The sequence below is a fragment of the Brachybacterium sp. JB7 genome, from assembly GCF_003335205.1.
Classification (GTDB): domain Bacteria; phylum Actinomycetota; class Actinomycetes; order Actinomycetales; family Dermabacteraceae; genus Brachybacterium; species Brachybacterium alimentarium.
This window is the reverse complement of the sequence record NZ_QPGN01000001.1, coordinates 484307-500111: the sequence shown is the minus strand read 5'-3', so window position 1 is coordinate 500111 and position 15805 is coordinate 484307. Positions and strand designations below refer to the sequence as shown.

At 65.8% G+C, this 15805-nt stretch carries 8 protein-coding genes and 3 rRNA genes; 10 read left to right on the top strand and 1 reads right to left on the bottom strand.

The features are described from left to right. Positions 1–42: 42 nt before the first annotated feature. Positions 43–1200, bottom strand: coding sequence for a phosphoserine transaminase (serC, locus tag CIK81_RS02205; RefSeq protein ID WP_096166408.1), 1158 nt, complete (start codon positions 1198–1200; stop codon positions 43–45). Positions 1201–1331: 131 nt separating this feature from the next. On the opposite strand from serC, the gene CIK81_RS02200 reads away from it, so the two are divergent. The 10 genes from CIK81_RS02200 (at position 1332) to steA (ending at position 15790) form a co-directional block, all read left to right on the top strand. After that, entirely contained in the window at positions 1332–2030 is a 699-nt protein-coding gene (locus CIK81_RS02200; protein WP_096166409.1) for a demethylmenaquinone methyltransferase, read from the top strand. Positions 2031–2537: 507 nt separating this feature from the next. Beyond that, positions 2538–4056: ribosomal RNA gene (locus CIK81_RS02195) — 16S ribosomal RNA — on the top strand. 379 nt (positions 4057–4435) lie between these two features. Further along, a 23S ribosomal RNA gene (locus CIK81_RS02190) occupies positions 4436–7498 on the top strand. Positions 7499–7616: 118 nt separating this feature from the next. Further along, positions 7617–7733, top strand: a 5S ribosomal RNA gene (gene rrf / locus CIK81_RS02185). The 16S, 23S and 5S rRNA genes sit together here, the layout of an rRNA operon. A gap of 1278 nt (positions 7734–9011) precedes the next feature. Further along, positions 9012–10016 (top strand): hypothetical protein, encoded by a 1005-nt coding sequence (locus CIK81_RS02180; RefSeq protein WP_241963884.1) that lies wholly within the window; start codon positions 9012–9014, stop codon positions 10014–10016. Then, positions 10016–11029 (top strand): HAD-IIA family hydrolase, encoded by a 1014-nt coding sequence (locus tag CIK81_RS02175; protein ID WP_241963883.1) that lies wholly within the window; start codon positions 10016–10018, stop codon positions 11027–11029. The genes CIK81_RS02180 and CIK81_RS02175 overlap by 1 nt, the downstream gene beginning before the upstream one ends. Further along, on the top strand, positions 11026–11871 hold the full coding sequence (locus tag CIK81_RS02170) for a TlyA family RNA methyltransferase (RefSeq protein WP_114355309.1): 846 nt from the start codon (positions 11026–11028) through the stop codon (positions 11869–11871). Before CIK81_RS02175 ends, CIK81_RS02170 begins: the two co-directional genes overlap by 4 nt. 3 nt (positions 11872–11874) lie before the next feature. Then, on the top strand, positions 11875–12819 hold the full coding sequence (locus tag CIK81_RS02165) for an NAD kinase (RefSeq protein WP_096164340.1): 945 nt from the start codon (positions 11875–11877) through the stop codon (positions 12817–12819). 17 nt (positions 12820–12836) lie between these two features. Further along, complete coding sequence (recN, locus tag CIK81_RS02160) at positions 12837–14615, top strand: DNA repair protein RecN (RefSeq protein WP_096164341.1); 1779 nt, start codon at positions 12837–12839, stop codon at positions 14613–14615. Next, positions 14612–15790, top strand: coding sequence for a putative cytokinetic ring protein SteA (gene steA, locus CIK81_RS02155; protein WP_096164342.1), 1179 nt, complete (start codon positions 14612–14614; stop codon positions 15788–15790). Before recN ends, steA begins: the two co-directional genes overlap by 4 nt. Positions 15791–15805 lie beyond the last annotated feature (15 nt).

Here is a 15805-nt window from a genome sequence, read left to right as displayed (position 1 = left end):
GGCCGCACTGCATGTACTGCATGCACTGCGGTCAGGAGGAGGTCAGGCGCTCTGGTCCAGCAGGTGATCCAGGACGGCGATCAGCGCGGCCACGTCCTCCTCGCCCACGGCGGGGAAGGTCGCGATGCGCAGCTGGTTGCGGCCCAGCTTGCGGTACGGCTCCACGTCCACGACGCCGTGCTGTCGCAGCACTGTCGTGAGGGCCGTCGCGTCGATCTCGTCGTCGACGTCCAGGGTGGTCACGACCTGCGAGCGCGCACCGGGGTCGGTGACGAACGGCGTGACCTCGTCGCGGCGGGCGGCCCAGTCCTGCAGCATGCCGCTGGTGGTGCGGGTGCGGGAGTCCGCCCACGTCAGGCCGCCCTGCTCCAGCATCCACTCGATCTGCTCAGCCATCAGCACGAGGGTCGCGACGGCCGGGGTGTTGAGAGTCTGGTCCTTGCGCGAGTTGTCGATCGCGCTGGTGAGGGAGAGGAACGAGGGGATCCACCGCGAAGTGTCGGCGGCGAGGCGCTCGGCACGCTCGATCGCGGCGGGGGAGAGGATGCTCAGCCACAGCCCGCCGTCGGAGGCGAATGCCTTCTGCGGGGCGAAATAGTACGCGTCGGTCTGGGTGATGTCGACCATCGCGCCGCCGGCGGCCGAGGTGGCGTCGACCAGCACGAGCTGATCGGGCCGGGCGCCCTCGGGGCGCTGCACGGGGACCATCACACCCGTCGAGGTCTCGTTGTGCGGCCACGCGTAGGCATCGACGTCGTCCCGGGCGACAGGCACCGGGAGCGCGCCGGGCGTCGCGGCGACGACTTCCGGCTCCCGGAGGTGCGGAGCGGCGGTGAGCTCGGTGGCGAACTTCTGCGAGAACTCCCCGAGCACCAGGTTCTGAGCGCGCTGCTCGACCAGGCCGCAGGCGGCGACGCCCCAGAAGGCCGTGGAACCGCCGTTGCCGAGAACGACCTCGTAGCCCTCGGGCAGCGAGAAGAGTTCGCGCAGCCCGGCACGGATGCGGCCGACGTACTGCTTGACGGGCGCCTGCCGGTGCGACGTCCCCATGACCGTGCGGGAGACCGAGCTCAGGGCTTCCATCTGAGCGTCGCGGATGCGGGACGGACCGGAACCGAAGCGACCGTCCCCGGGAAGCATCTCCTGGGGTATCGACAGGCCGCGGATCGTATCGGCTCGAGCGGTGCGGGCATCGGACATCGGTAACTCCTCGTGATGCGTGGACCGGTGCCGACGGCGAATCCGCCGGCCCCGCCTCATATCCTGCCAGGGGAGCGGCCGTCCCTCGAGAACGGTCCGTCGTGGGACGGTGCACATGGCAGGATCGGAGCATGACCCGAGCAGATCTCGACAAGCAGCCGTACGACGTCGCCGGGATGTTCGACAGCATCGCGACGCGCTACGACCTCGTCAACGACGTCGCCGCACTGGGCCAGGTACGACTGTGGCGGAGCGCCATGGTCGACGCGCTCGACATCCAGCCGGGGGACGAGGTCCTCGATCTCGCCGCCGGCACCGGGACCTCGTCGACGGCGATCGCGCGGGCGGGTGCTCGGGTGGTCGCCGCGGACTTCTCCCTGGGGATGATGACCGAGGGCAGACGCCGCGGGGCGCCGGTGCCGTTCATCGGAGCGGACGCCCAGAGCCTGCCCTTCGCTGACGGCTCCTTCGACGCAGCCGTCATCTCCTTCGGACTGCGCAACGTGCAGACCCCGGAGCGAGCGCTGGCCGAGATGGTCCGTGCGGTCCGGCCCGGAGGGCGGGTCGTGGTCTGCGAGTTCTCCACTCCCACATCGCGCGTCGGGCGCAAGGCGTACGAGAAGTACCTGCTGCGCGCGCTCCCGGCCATGGCACGACGGGTGGTCCCGAGCGCAGAGGCCTACGACTACCTTGCGGAGTCGATCCTCGAATGGCCGGACCAGGAGACCCTGCGCCGCCGTATGGAGGCCATCGGACTGGCGCGGACCCAGTTCCAAAACCTCACCGGGGGGATCGTCGCCCTCCACCGAGGAGTCGTGCCCCCGCGCTGAGCGGGCGCGGTGGGACGCCGCCGAGCAGCAAGCGCGCCGGCACGGACGCCCTGGACGGCGACGGTGGCCCGAGATGAGCTCCTGACCAGGGTGTTCGTCCAGGTGGCCCGGTGTGTGGCGCAGGACACCGCCGGAAGGGCCGTTCCAGCTTGACGCCGCCACTGGATCTGCGTAATGTTCTTCCTTGTGCCCGGGAGAACGGGAACGAGGAGCGGCCGAGAGGCTGTCCCGAGATTCCACTCCTGACCAGGCACGGAGGATCTCTCCGGAGATCGGCGAGGCGCGGATCACTTCCCTCCGAGTTGACATGGAGAACCGGAACCCCTAAGTTATAAGGGTTGCCCCGGAGCAAAGAGCCTGATGGCTCGGAGTTCTGAGTGCGCGTGTTGTTTGATATCTCAATAGCGTGTCTGTTTGTTGATGCCATTATTTTGATGGCAAATTTTAACGGATGATACAGCAGTTATATGCTGGTTGTTTGTTGTTTGTCAGGATTTTTTCTATGTTTTCATGGAGAGTTTGATCCTGGCTCAGGACGAACGCTGGCGGCGTGCTTAACACATGCAAGTCGAACGATGACGACCGAGCTTGCTCGGTCTGATTAGTGGCGAACGGGTGAGTAACACGTGAGTAACCTGCCCCCCACTTCGGGATAACTTCGAGAAATCGTGGCTAATACCGGATATGAACTTCCGCCGCATGGTGGTTGTTGGAAAGTTTTTCGGTGGGGGATGGACTCGCGGCCTATCAGTTTGTTGGTGAGGTAATGGCTCACCAAGACGATGACGGGTAGCCGGCCTGAGAGGGCGACCGGCCACACTGGGACTGAGACACGGCCCAGACTCCTACGGGAGGCAGCAGTGGGGAATATTGCACAATGGGCGAAAGCCTGATGCAGCGACGCCGCGTGAGGGATGACGGCCTTCGGGTTGTAAACCTCTTTCAGTAGGGAAGAAGCGAGAGTGACGGTACCTGCAGAAGAAGCGCCGGCTAACTACGTGCCAGCAGCCGCGGTAATACGTAGGGCGCAAGCGTTGTCCGGAATTATTGGGCGTAAAGAGCTTGTAGGTGGCTTGTCGCGTCTGCCGTGAAAACCCGAGGCTCAACCTCGGGCGTGCGGTGGGTACGGGCAGGCTAGAGTGTGGTAGGGGAGACTGGAACTCCTGGTGTAGCGGTGAAATGCGCAGATATCAGGAAGAACACCGATGGCGAAGGCAGGTCTCTGGGCCATTACTGACACTGAGAAGCGAAAGCATGGGTAGCGAACAGGATTAGATACCCTGGTAGTCCATGCCGTAAACGTTGGGCACTAGGTGTGGGGGACATTCCACGTTTTCCGCGCCGTAGCTAACGCATTAAGTGCCCCGCCTGGGGAGTACGGCCGCAAGGCTAAAACTCAAAGGAATTGACGGGGGCCCGCACAAGCGGCGGAGCATGCTGATTAATTCGATGCAACGCGAAGAACCTTACCAAGGCTTGACATGGACCGGACGGCTGCAGAAATGTGGCTTTCTTCGGACTGGTTCACAGGTGGTGCATGGTTGTCGTCAGCTCGTGTCGTGAGATGTTGGGTTAAGTCCCGCAACGAGCGCAACCCTCGTTCCATGTTGCCAGCGCGTAATGGCGGGGACTCATGGGAGACTGCCGGGGTCAACTCGGAGGAAGGTGGGGACGACGTCAAATCATCATGCCCCTTATGTCTTGGGCTTCAAGCATGCTACAATGGTCGGTACAATGGGTTGCGAAACTGTGAGGTGGAGCGAATCCCAAAAAGCCGGCCTCAGTTCGGATTGGGGTCTGCAACTCGACCCCATGAAGTCGGAGTCGCTAGTAATCGCAGATCAGCAACGCTGCGGTGAATACGTTCCCGGGCCTTGTACACACCGCCCGTCAAGTCACGAAAGTCGGTAACACCCGAAGCCAGTGGCCCATCCTCGTGAGGGAGCTGTCGAAGGTGGGATCGGTGATTGGGACTAAGTCGTAACAAGGTAGCCGTACCGGAAGGTGCGGCTGGATCACCTCCTTTCTAAGGAGCATCACCAATTATGGTGGCCATTTTCCTGCCCGAGTGTGGTGGGGGTGGTTGCTCAAGGGTGGAACATCAACGGATAGGCGCTTCACCAGTCGGTGTGGCTTCTCTAGTACGACCTCTTCGGGGGTGTGGAACGAGGGGTTGCCGGGTGGTTCGAGGTGGAGACACGCTATTGGGTTATGAGGCTGCACGCAGTTCTCGGTTTGCTTGGTCACTGTGGTGGCTGGGGGAGTCGGGGATGTGTGGCTGGTCCTCCCTGATGCTGGTGCCGTGTATGCGGGCTGGTGTTGGTGTGGGGTTGTTTCTTGAGAACTACATAGTGGACGCGAGCATCATTGTAAGCAATTTTGAAGATTTTGTGTCTTTGTGTGTTGCCTAAGTTTTAAAGGGCGCACGGTGAATGCCTTGGCAAGAAGAGCCGACGAAGGACGTGGGAGTCTGCGAAAAGCCTCGGGGAGTTGACAACCGAACTGTGATCCGAGGATGTCCGAATGGGGAAACCCACCGCGAGTCATGTCGCGGTACCCGCCACTGAATGTATAGGTGGTGTGGAGGGAACGAGGGGAAGTGAAACATCTCAGTACCCTCAGGAAGAGAAAACAAATAGTGATTCCGTGAGTAGTGGCGAGCGAAATCGGAGGAGGCTAAACCTGGTCTGTGTGATACCCGGCAGGGGTTGCAGGTCAGGGGTTGTGGGACGTGTCTGGGTCGTCTGCCGGCGGTCCGACGTGTACGTGTTCTGGTAGTCGAAGTCGTGTTGAGTGCGACGGCGTAGAGGGTGTGACCCCCGTAGACGAAACTGGTTCATGGCGTGACGCTGTTCCCGAGTAGTACCGGACCCGTGAAATCCGGTGCGAATCTGCCAGGACCACCTGGTAAGCCTGAATACTACTTCTTGACCGATAGCGGACAAGTACCGTGAGGGAAAGGTGAAAAGCACCCCGGGAGGGGAGTGAAATAGTACCTGAAACCGTGCGCTTACAATCCGTCGGAGCCTTGAGGGGTGACGGCGTGCCTTTTGAAGAATGAGCCTGCGAGTTAGTGGTCGGTGGCGAGGTTAACCCGTGTGGGGTAGCCGTAGCGAAAGCGAGTCTGAACGGGGCGTTCAGTCGCCGGCTCTAGACCCGAAGCGAAGTGATCTATCCATGGGCAGTGTGAAGCGCGGGTAAGACCGCGTGGAGGCGCGAACCCACTTCAGTTGAAAATGGAGGGGATGACCTGTGGATAGGGGTGAAAGGCCAATCAAACTTCGTGATAGCTGGTTCTCCCCGAAATGCATTTAGGTGCAGCGTTACGTGTTTCGTGCCGGAGGTAGAGCACTGGATAGGCGATGGGCCCCACCGGGTTACTGACCTTAGCCAAACTCCGAATGCCGGTACGTGAGAGCGTAGCAGTGAGACTGTGGGGGATAAGCTTCATAGTCGAGAGGGAAACAGCCCAGAACATCAGCTAAGGCCCCTAAGCGTGTGCTAAGTGGAAAAGGATGTGGAGTTGCTGAGACAACCAGGAGGTTGGCTTAGAAGCAGCCACCCTTGAAAGAGTGCGTAATAGCTCACTGGTCAAGTGATTCTGCGCCGACAATTTAGCGGGGCTCAAGCACACCGCCGAAGCTGTGTCATTCAGACTTTGTGTCTGGATGGGTAGGGGAGCGTCGTGCAGCCAGCGAAGCCGCGGGGGAACCCAGTGGTGGAGGCTGCACGAGTGAGAATGCAGGCATGAGTAGCGAAAGACGGGTGAGAAACCCGTCCGCCGATTGATCAAGGGTTCCAGGGCCAGGTTTATCCGCCCTGGGTTAGTCGGGACCTAAGGCGAGGCCGACAGGCGTAGTCGATGGACATCGGGTTGATATTCCCGAACCGATCGTAGGAGGACCCATACCGAGGCAGCTGATGCTAACCACCCGAGCTTTCCCCATACCCTTCGGGGTGTGGAGGTTGGTGAGGCTGGGAACCAAGGTTGTAGTAGGTCAGCGCGAGGAATGACGCAGAGAGGTAGCTTCCGCGGACTTAATGGAATAGTCCGTCTAAGCGTGCAGCCCGAGCACCGGTAATGCGGTGCCGTATTGGGTGAGACGTGATGGGGATCCCGTATGGGCGTAGGTGAGTGATCCTGTACTGCCAAGAAAAGTTCCAGCGTGACGAATACGGTCGCCCGTACCCTAAACCGACTCAGGTGATCAGGTAGAGAATACCAAGGCGTTCGAGAGAATCGTGGTTAAGGAACTCGGCAAAATGCCCCCGTAACTTCGGGAGAAGGGGGGCCCGAGGAGTGAGAGCTCCGAGGGCCGCAGAGACCAGGGAGAAGCGACTGTTTACTAAAAACACAGGTCCGTGCGAAGTCGTAAGACGCTGTATACGGACTGACGCCTGCCCGGTGCTGGAAGGTTAAGAGGACCGGTTAGATCTTCGGATCGAAGCTGAGAATTTAAGCCCCAGTAAACGGCGGTGGTAACTATAACCATCCTAAGGTAGCGAAATTCCTTGTCGGGTAAGTTCCGACCTGCACGAATGGCGTAACGACTTCTCCACTGTCTCAACCGCGAACTCGGCGAAATTGCATTACGAGTAAAGATGCTCGTTACGCGCAGCAGGACGGAAAGACCCCGGGACCTTTACTATAGTTTGATATTGGTGTTCGGAACGGCTTGTGTAGGATAGGTGGGAGACTGGGAAGCATTCACGCCAGTGAGTGTGGAGTCATTGTTGAAATACCACTCTGGTCGTTTTGGATTCCTAACCTCGGTCCGTGATCCGGATCAGGGACAGTGTCTGATGGGTAGTTTAACTGGGGCGGTTGCCTCCTAAAGAGTAACGGAGGCGCTCAAAGGTTCCCTCAGCCTGGTTGGCAATCAGGTGTTGAGTGTAAGTGCACAAGGGAGCTTGACTGCGAGACAGACATGTCGGGCAGGTGCGAAAGCAGGAACTAGTGATCCGGCACTCCATTGTGGAATGGGTGTCGCTCAACGGATAAAAGGTACCCCGGGGATAACAGGCTGATCTTGCCCAAGAGCTCATATCGACGGCATGGTTTGGCACCTCGATGTCGGCTCGTCGCATCCTGGGGCTGGAGTTGGTCCCAAGGGTTAGGCTGTTCGCCTATTAAAGCGGTACGCGAGCTGGGTTTAGAACGTCGTGAGACAGTTCGGTCCCTATCCGCTGCGCGCGTTGGATATTTGAGAAGTCCTGTCCCTAGTACGAGAGGACCGGGATGGACTGACCTCTGGTGTGCCAGTTGTTCTGCCAAGAGCATGGCTGGTTGGCTACGTTGGGAAGGGATAACCGCTGAAAGCATCTAAGCGGGAAGCCTGCTTCAAGATGAGATATCCATACACCTTCGGGTGTGAGAGGCCCCCAGTAGATGACTGGGTTGATAGGCCAGATGTGGAAGCACGGCAACGTGTGGAGCTGACTGGTACTAATGGCCGATGACTTAACAACACATTTTTTGTTTGCTGCTGTTCGCGTCCACTGTGTGGTTCTGGAGAAACAACTCCTGAACACTGATCGTCCCGTAGGGGGTGGTGGGTGTTGAGGTCTGGTTGAGTCTCGTCGTGTTACGGCGGTCATAGCGTCGAGGAAACGCCCGGTTCCATTCCGAACCCGGAAGCTAAGCTCGATTGCGCCGATGGTACTGCACTCGGAAGGGTGTGGGAGAGTAGGTCGCCGCCGGACATCTTTGTGGGAGTGGGAGTGAGCTGGAGACCTTCACGGGTTTCGCTCCTCCCACTCCCTTTTTTCACGCCCGAAAACGGAACGTCGACGTGCCTGTCCGTGGCGCCTTCCCTTCCGTGTCTCTCCCGAGCGTGGTCCGAGCGCTGACGAAGTCCGGAGTGCGTGGGTTTCCCGGTGCGCGCAAGGGAAGCTCGGCGTTCGGCGAGTCCATGGCGCTGCTCCTGGATGGTGCATGGTCCTGTCCTCTGCGCGTGGTCTGCGGGAAGGCACGAGCGCGTGCGTGCGATTGCGCGGTGTGCTGGCGTCTGCGAAGTGATCCCCGGCCGTGGAACCTGCGATTCGCCCCGGCTCTGCCGCCTTACGGATGGGTGCCGCGGGATGGGGACGTCCTGCGTCTCTGGTGGAGCGGTGGGCATCTGGCCCTGTGCTCGGTCGCACCTGCTCGTGACGAGTCCGTGTCCTGTCCGGTGAAAGCAGTCACGGATCATCATCTACTCGTCGGTCTCATCCCAGGGACCGCTTAAGGTGGGCAATTGATAACGGCATAGGGCGAACAGATTGAGACGGACGATTCACGTGGCTGAGCACAGCAAGAGCGAGAGCGAACGCGGGCACGGCGACCGGAGCCGGGGCAGCCGGCGATATGACGACCGCTCGTCCGGTCCCCGGTCGAGCTACCCCCCTCGAGGACGTGGCGAAGACTCGCCCGCCTCGCGTCGACCCTACGAGACGAGTGCAGGCCGCAGCGGCCGCGATGAGCGTTCGCGCTCCGGCACCGAGCAGTCGGGTTCTGCCAAGAAGCGCTCGTACCGCCCCGCCGGCGACGAGCCCCGCAGCCGGGGAGAGTACCGCGGTCGCCCGTCTCGTGATGACGCACAGCGCTACAGCGGGAATCGTGCGGACCGGCCTCGGAACGGCGTCAACCGCGAGGACGGCGCTCGACGTGGGGCTTCATCAGGCGCCTCCCGGCCCGATCAGCGGGACTCCCGCTCCGCGCGCCCTTCGTCCTCGCGCGATGACCGTCGCGGCCAGAGCTCAGGGACGGGCGCTCGTGGCGGCGATCGCGGCGCGTTCCGTGGCGACTCCCGGGGCGACGGATACCGGTCCGAGAACCGCTCGGGCGGGTACAGGTCGGGGGCCGGGCAGAGCCCGACGCGTGGTCGGGACGACCGCTCGAGCCGTGACGACCGCCCGCGCCGCGACGACCGCCCGAGCCGTGACGACCGCCCGCGCCGTGACGATCGGCCGCACCGCGAAGACCGCACGCGCTCGGCCGGCGTGCGCGATGACCGCCGGAGCAACCGCCCGGGCCAGGAAGCACGCGCGGACCGCCCCTTCGAGCCGCGCATCCCCGAAGGCGTCACCGGGAGGGAACTGGACAAGGAGATCCGCGGAGAGCTGCGCGGACTGAGCAAGGAGACCGCGGAGCGTGTCGCCCAGCATCTGGTCGCGGCCTATCTGCTCGAGGAGACCGATCCCGAGACCTCCCAGGCCCATGCCCGCTTCGCCGCGCGCATCGGCGGTCGCGTCGGCGGGGTGCGCGAGACCTACGGGATCCTCGCCTACCGCGCAGGTGACTTCCGCACTGCGGCACGGGAGCTGCGCACGTCGCTGAGGATCACCGGCCGCACCGATGTGCTTCCCCTGATCGCCGACTCCGAGCGCGGCCTCGGCCGTCCGGAGAGGGCCCTGGATCTGGCGGCGTCGGACGAGGCATCGACGCTCAGCGTCTCCGCTGCCATCGAGCTGATGATCGTGGTGGCCGGCGCCTACGCGGATACCGGTGACATCCAGACCGCTCTGCGGACGCTCGAGATCCCGGCGCTGCGCCACAAGGTGGACGGCCACTGGCAGGTGCGCCTCTGGGTCGCCTATGCGGACCTGCTCGAGCGCGCCGAACGACCTGAGGAGTCCACCCGCTGGCTGACCCTTGCCGCGGATGCCGACACCGAGCACCTCACCGACGCCGCTGAGCGGCTCGGGCGACCGGGCCCCGCGCTCGCGCCGGAGCCGACCTGGGAGGATGACGAGTCGGTCTCCGTGCTCGACGCCTACGACCCGACGGCGGACGACGTGCAGGAGACCGATGATGCCGCGGCGGACCACGTCTCGGCCGACGGTTCGGACGACGGCTCGACCGACGGCTCGACCGACGGCTCGGCCCAGGACTCCGAGGCGGTGGCAGCCGACGCAGCAGCTGACGCGAGCGATCATGAGACCGAGAGCGCTCCTCCCGCCGCCCGGAGTGACATCGAGTCCGAGCCGAGTGAGGAGCAGGCGTGATGCGTCGTCCCGCACCCTCACTGCTCGACCTCTATGACGCGCTGCTGTTCGACCTGGACGGCACGCTCATGCACGGGGCCGTGCCGATCCCGCATGCCGCCGAGGCCGTCCAGAAGACGCGGGACGCCGGCCGTACCGTCGTCTTCGCGACGAACAACGCCTCGCGGACGCCGCAGCAGGCCTCGGACCATCTCGCGACGGTCGGCGTCCCGTCCGAGCCGGACGAGTTCGTGACCTCCCCGCAGGTGGCCTCGCGTCTGCTGGCAGACGATCTCGAGCCCGGTGCGAAGGTGCTCGTGGTGGGAGGTCCGAGCCTCGCGGCCCAGATCCAGGAGGTCGGCCTCGCACCGGTCACCACGGACAGTGAGGACGTCGTCGCCGTCGTGCAGGGCTGGACCCCGGACCTGAACTGGTCGATGCTCGCCGAGGGCGCTTACGCGATCCGGCACGGAGCCCGCTGGATGGCCACCAACATCGACGCCACCCTGCCCACCGAGCGCGGTCTCGCACCCGGCAACGGCTCCATGGTCGCGGTCCTCCGTCACGCCACCGGCGCGGTGCCCGACGTCGCCGGCAAGCCCGAACCCGGGATGTTCACCGTCGCCGCGCGGGACCACGACGCGAGTCGTCCGCTCATCGTCGGAGACCGTCTGGACACCGACATCGAGGGTGCGGTGCGGGCCGGCATGGATTCCGTGCTGGTCCTGACCGGAGTCGACGGCATCGACGCAGCCCTGCGCGCGGACCCCGTGCGTCGGCCCCGCTTCATCCTGCCGGACCTCGCGGAGATCGCCGCACCCTTCGTGCTGCCCGTCGTCGAGGACGACCGCTCCCGCTGCGGGGCGGTCCACGCCTCCTGGCAGGACGGGGACATCGTCCTCGGCGGGGAGCTCGAGGACCCGCGCACGCTGCGCGCGATCCTCGCGCTGCTCGCCGTGCGCTGCCCGGACGCTGCGTGGAGCGGGCGCCTCCTGGGGCGCGACGGCGCCGAGCAGCACCCCACCGACCGGTGAACGGGCGGCGACTGGACCTCGCGCTCCTCGAGGCGGGGCTCGCACGCTCCCGCAGCCACGCCCGGCGCATCATCGAGGAAGGTCGGGCACGGATCGACGGTCGGCCGGCGGCGAAGGCCTCGATCCCGGTCCCGCTGGAGGCCGAGCTGCTCGTGGTCGATGTCCCCGACGGGATCGAGTACGCCTCGCGCGCCGCGCACAAGCTCATCGGCGCGCTCGAGGAACTCGGTCTGGACCCGTCGGGGGCACGCTGCCTGGACGCGGGCGCCTCGACCGGAGGATTCACCGACGTGCTCCTGCGGCGCGACGCGCTGTCGGTGCTCGCCGTCGACATCGGGCACGATCAGCTCGCCGCGCATGTGCGCGGCGATACGCGGGTGACTGTCCTGGACGGCACCAGCGTGCGCGACCTCACGCCGGAGCTCGTCGGCCCTGCCGTCGACCTGCTGGTCGCTGATCTGTCGTTCATCTCCCTGCGGACCGTCATCGCACCCCTCGGGAGCGTCGTGCGGCGCGGCGGGGACCTGCTGGTGATGGTGAAACCCCAGTTCGAGGTGGGACGCACGGCCCTCCCGCGCACGGGCGTGGTCACTGACCCCGCCGCGCGCATCGACGCGGTGCGCGGAGTCGCCGCGGCAGCCTCGCAGGTCGGGCTCGGCCTGTGCGGGGTGGGTTCCAGCGCGCTGCCGGGCCAGGACGGCAACCGCGAGTACTTCCTGCATCTGCGCCCCACCGGCGTGACCTGCGCGCTCGACGCCGAGGCCTGTGACATGATCGAGAACGCCGTGCGCGGGAACGAGTCCCGCCACCGTGCGATCCACGACGCCGACCAGGAGGTATGACGCATGCGACGGTTCCTCCTGTACGTGCACACCGGCCGTCGGGCCGCCCTGGGCGCCATGCTCCGGGTGCTCGAGGAGCTCGCCCGCCGCGGAGTGCGCGGTGTGGTGGTCGACGAGCAGGTCGACGAGATCCTCTCCCTGCCCGAGGACTTCGCTCCGCCCAAGCTGCTGACCTTCCTCACCAACGGCGGGGTCGACGTGCTGGACGCGGTCTCCGCCGCGGATCTCGTCGAGCTCGGCATCGTCCTGGGCGGCGACGGCACGATCCTGCGCGCGCTCGAAGCCGTGCGCGAGGCCGACGTCCCCGTTCACGGCGTGAACCTCGGCCACGTCGGCTTCCTCGCCGAGAGCGAGGTCGAGGACCTCTCGATCACGGTGGCCCGCCTGCTGGACGGCGACTACGAGATCGAGAAGCGCTCCACTCTCGACGTGCAGGTGCTGGACGACGAGGACCACGCGATCGAGCACCACTGGGCGCTCAACGAAGCGTCGTTGGAGAAGGCGGATCGTCTGAAGATGATCAACGTCGCCATCGAGATCGACGGCCGCCCCGTCTCCTCGTTCGGCTGCGACGGCGTGGTCATGTCCACCTCCACCGGCTCGACCGCCTACGCCTTCAGCGCCGGGGGCCCCGTGATCTGGCCCGAGGTCGACGCGATGCTGCTGATCCCGCTGGCCGCGCATGCGCTCTTCGCGCGCCCTCTGCTGCTGGGCCGCTCCTCGGAGGCCGCGATCGAGATGACCCTCGACAACCGCGAGGACGGCATCCTGACCCTCGATGGCCGCCGCACCGCCGAGATCACCGCCGGAATGCGTGTCGAGGCCCGTCTGTCCGACCAGTCCGTCCGCCTCGTCCGTCTGAGCGCGACGCCCTTCGCCGACCGACTCGTCGAGAAGTTCCAGCTCCCGGTCGTCGGCTGGCGGGGTCGCAGCCCTCGTCGTCGCTGAGGAGCTGAGAGGTACTCATGCTGTCCACCCTGCGCATCCGCCATATCGGCGTGATCGATGACGCCATGCTCGAGTTCGGTCCCGGCTTCACGGCACTGACAGGAGAGACCGGCGCGGGCAAGACGATGATCGTCACCGGGCTGACCATGCTCCTGGGCGGCCGCCTGGACCGCGGCCGCACCAGTGGCTCGAGCACGGTGGACGGCACTTTGGCGATGTCCGGGCACGACGAGCTCGCCGCTGCGCTGGACGAGCTGGGAGCCGAGGAGGACGACGGCGAGGTCCTCGTGGTGCGGCGGATGACCCGCGACGGGCGCTCCCGCGCCCAGATCGGCGGGGTCCCCGTGCCCATCGGCACGCTCTCCCGACTCGTGGGGACGGCCGTGACCGTCCACGGACAGTCCGACCAGCAGCGGCTGCGCGACCCCGATGCCCAGCGCATCGCGCTGGATCGCTTCGCGACCGCCGAGGTGGGGCCCCTGGTGGAGCGCCACCGGGAGATCTGGAGCGAGCGCACCGAGCTCACCGAGCAGCTCACCGAGCTCGACGAGCTGCTGGCCGAGCGCGAACGCCGGGGCACCGCCCTGCGTGAGGCCCTCGAACGCATCGAGCAGGCCGATCCGCAGCCGGGGGAGGACGACGCCCTGCGCGCCGAGCTCGAGCGGCTGGGCAACGCCGAGGAGCTGCGCGGCGCCGCGACCCAGGCCGTCCTCGCCCTGGTGGGCGACGACGACGGTCCCGCCGCCGGTCCGCTGCTGGACATCGCCGGGGAGGCCCTGGGCCGGGCCGCGCGCACCGACACCACCCTGGACCCGCTCGTGGAGCGGCTCGACGCCGCTCGCCTCGAGCTGTCCGACCTGGCTGCGGAGATGACTCGCTACGCCGAGGAGATCGACGCCTCACCCGGACGGATCGAGGAGGCCAACGAACGGCTGCACGAGCTGACGGTGCTGGTCCGCGACCTCGGCGCCATGCTGCCCGGTGCCGACGGCCCGGCGGAGGACATCAGCACCCTGCTGGAGACCTCCCGCGGTGCGGCCATCGATCTGGACCGCTTCGAGGGTGCGGAGCAGGAACGGGCGACGGTCGCGGCCCGGCTCGAGACGCTGCAGGGCGAGCTCGATACGGCCGCGGACGCTCTCACCGAGGCCAGGACCGCCGCCGCGGAGGCCCTGTCCACCGCGGTCCAGGAGGAGCTGCGTCATCTCGAGATGCCGGACGCCACGATCCGTGTCGACGTCTCCGCCCAGGCCCACCGCTCGCACGGACGGGACGCGGTCGCCATCCTGCTGGCACCCCACCCGGGCGCCGAGCACCTGCCCGTCGCCCAGGCCGCCTCGGGCGGTGAGCTCTCCCGCGTGATGCTCGCCCTGGAGGTCGCCCTGTCCTCCTCGCGCAGCGACCGTACCGCGGCCCCCGTGTTCGTCTTCGACGAGATCGACGCGGGGATCGGCGGCCGTGCCGCTCTCGCCGTCGGCCAGCGCCTGGCCCGGCTCGCTCGCCACGCCCAGGTCATCGTCGTCACGCATCTGCCGCAGGTTGCCGCGCATGCCAGCACGCACCTTCAGATCGTGAAGACCTCGACCGAAGGCGTCACCAGCTCGACCGTCGAGACCCTCGACCGTCCCGGACGCATCCGCGAGCTCGCCCGGATGCTCGCCGGCGACGCCGCCTCGGACGTCGCTCTCGCGCACGCCGAGGAGCTGCTGGAGGACGCCCGTGAGAAGACCGCCGGCACGAAGACCGCCGGCACGACGACCGCCAGCACGACGGCCAGGACGGGGCGCCGGCGATGAGCACGAAGCAGTCGGCGGTGATCGGCACCGCCCGGCTCGGCAAGCGCACGAAGGACCTCACCAAGCGTCTCGCCCTCGGTGACATCGCGATCATCGATCACGAGGACATCGACCGGGTGGCGGCCGAAGCGCTGGTCGAGCGTCGCCCCGCGGCAGTGCTCAACGTGTCCGCCTCGACCTCCGGGCGCTATCCGAACGCCGGGCCCCGGATCCTCGTCGACGCCGGCATCGTGCTGGTCGACACCCTGGGCGACGAGGTCTTCGAGGGGGTGCGCGACGGGCAGACGATCACCGTGTCCGGCGGCCAGGTGCTGTGCGAGGACGCCGTCATCGCCGAGGGCACTGCGCAGGACGACGCCACGATCATGGTCTCCCAGCAGATCGCCCGCGAGGGGCTGTCCGAGCAGCTGGAGCTGTTCGCGCAGAACACCATGGAGTACATGCTGCGGGAGCGGGACCTGCTGCTGGACGGCATCGGTGCGCCGGAGGTGCGCACGACCATCGACGGGCGCCCGGTCCTGATCGTGGTGCGCGGCTATCACTACAAGGAGGACCTCGCCACGCTGAGGCCCTTCCTGCGGGAGAACCGCCCGGTAATCATCGGCGTCGACGGCGGCGCGGACGCGGTGATCGACGCGGGGTTCCGGCCCGACATGATCATCGGGGACATGGACTCGGTCTCCGACCGCGCTCTGCGCAGCGGCGCAGAGCTCGTCGTCCACGCCTATCGCGACGGCCGTGCCCCGGGCGCCGAACGCCTCGAGGACCTCGGCCTCGGCGACCAGGTCGTGCTCTTCCCCGCCTCCGGCACCAGCGAAGACATCGCCATGCTGCTGGCCGACGAGAAGGGCGCCTCCGTGATCGTCGCGGTCGGCACCCACGGCACCCTCGAGGAGTTCCTCGACAAGGGCCGCGCCGGCATGAGCTCGACATTCCTCACCCGCCTGCGCATCGGGTCCAAGCTGGTGGACGCCAAGGGCGTCTCCCGCCTGTACCGTCAGAGGATCTCCACCTTCCAGCTGGTGCTGCTCGCACTGGCCGGTCTCGCGGCCCTCGCGGTCGCGCTCTGGGCCACTCCCGGCGGGCAGGCGTTCGTCCAGATCATCGGCGCCCGCCTCGATGGTCTGCTGTCCTGGTTCACCTTGCTGTTCTCACCCCGGGCCACCGGGTCGTAGGAGGGTCCCGACCCC

Coding starts and splice junctions, on each gene's coding strand:
- recN (WP_096164341.1), top strand. CDS start 12,837: ATGCTGTCCACCCTGCGCATCCGCCATATCGGCGTGATCGATGACGCC.
- serC (WP_096166408.1), bottom strand. CDS start 1,200: ATGTCCGATGCCCGCACCGCTCGAGCCGATACGATCCGCGGCCTGTCG.
- CIK81_RS02165 (WP_096164340.1), top strand. CDS start 11,875: ATGCGACGGTTCCTCCTGTACGTGCACACCGGCCGTCGGGCCGCCCTG.
- steA (WP_096164342.1), top strand. CDS start 14,612: ATGAGCACGAAGCAGTCGGCGGTGATCGGCACCGCCCGGCTCGGCAAG.
- CIK81_RS02175 (WP_241963883.1), top strand. CDS start 10,016: ATGCGTCGTCCCGCACCCTCACTGCTCGACCTCTATGACGCGCTGCTG.
- CIK81_RS02200 (WP_096166409.1), top strand. CDS start 1,332: ATGACCCGAGCAGATCTCGACAAGCAGCCGTACGACGTCGCCGGGATG.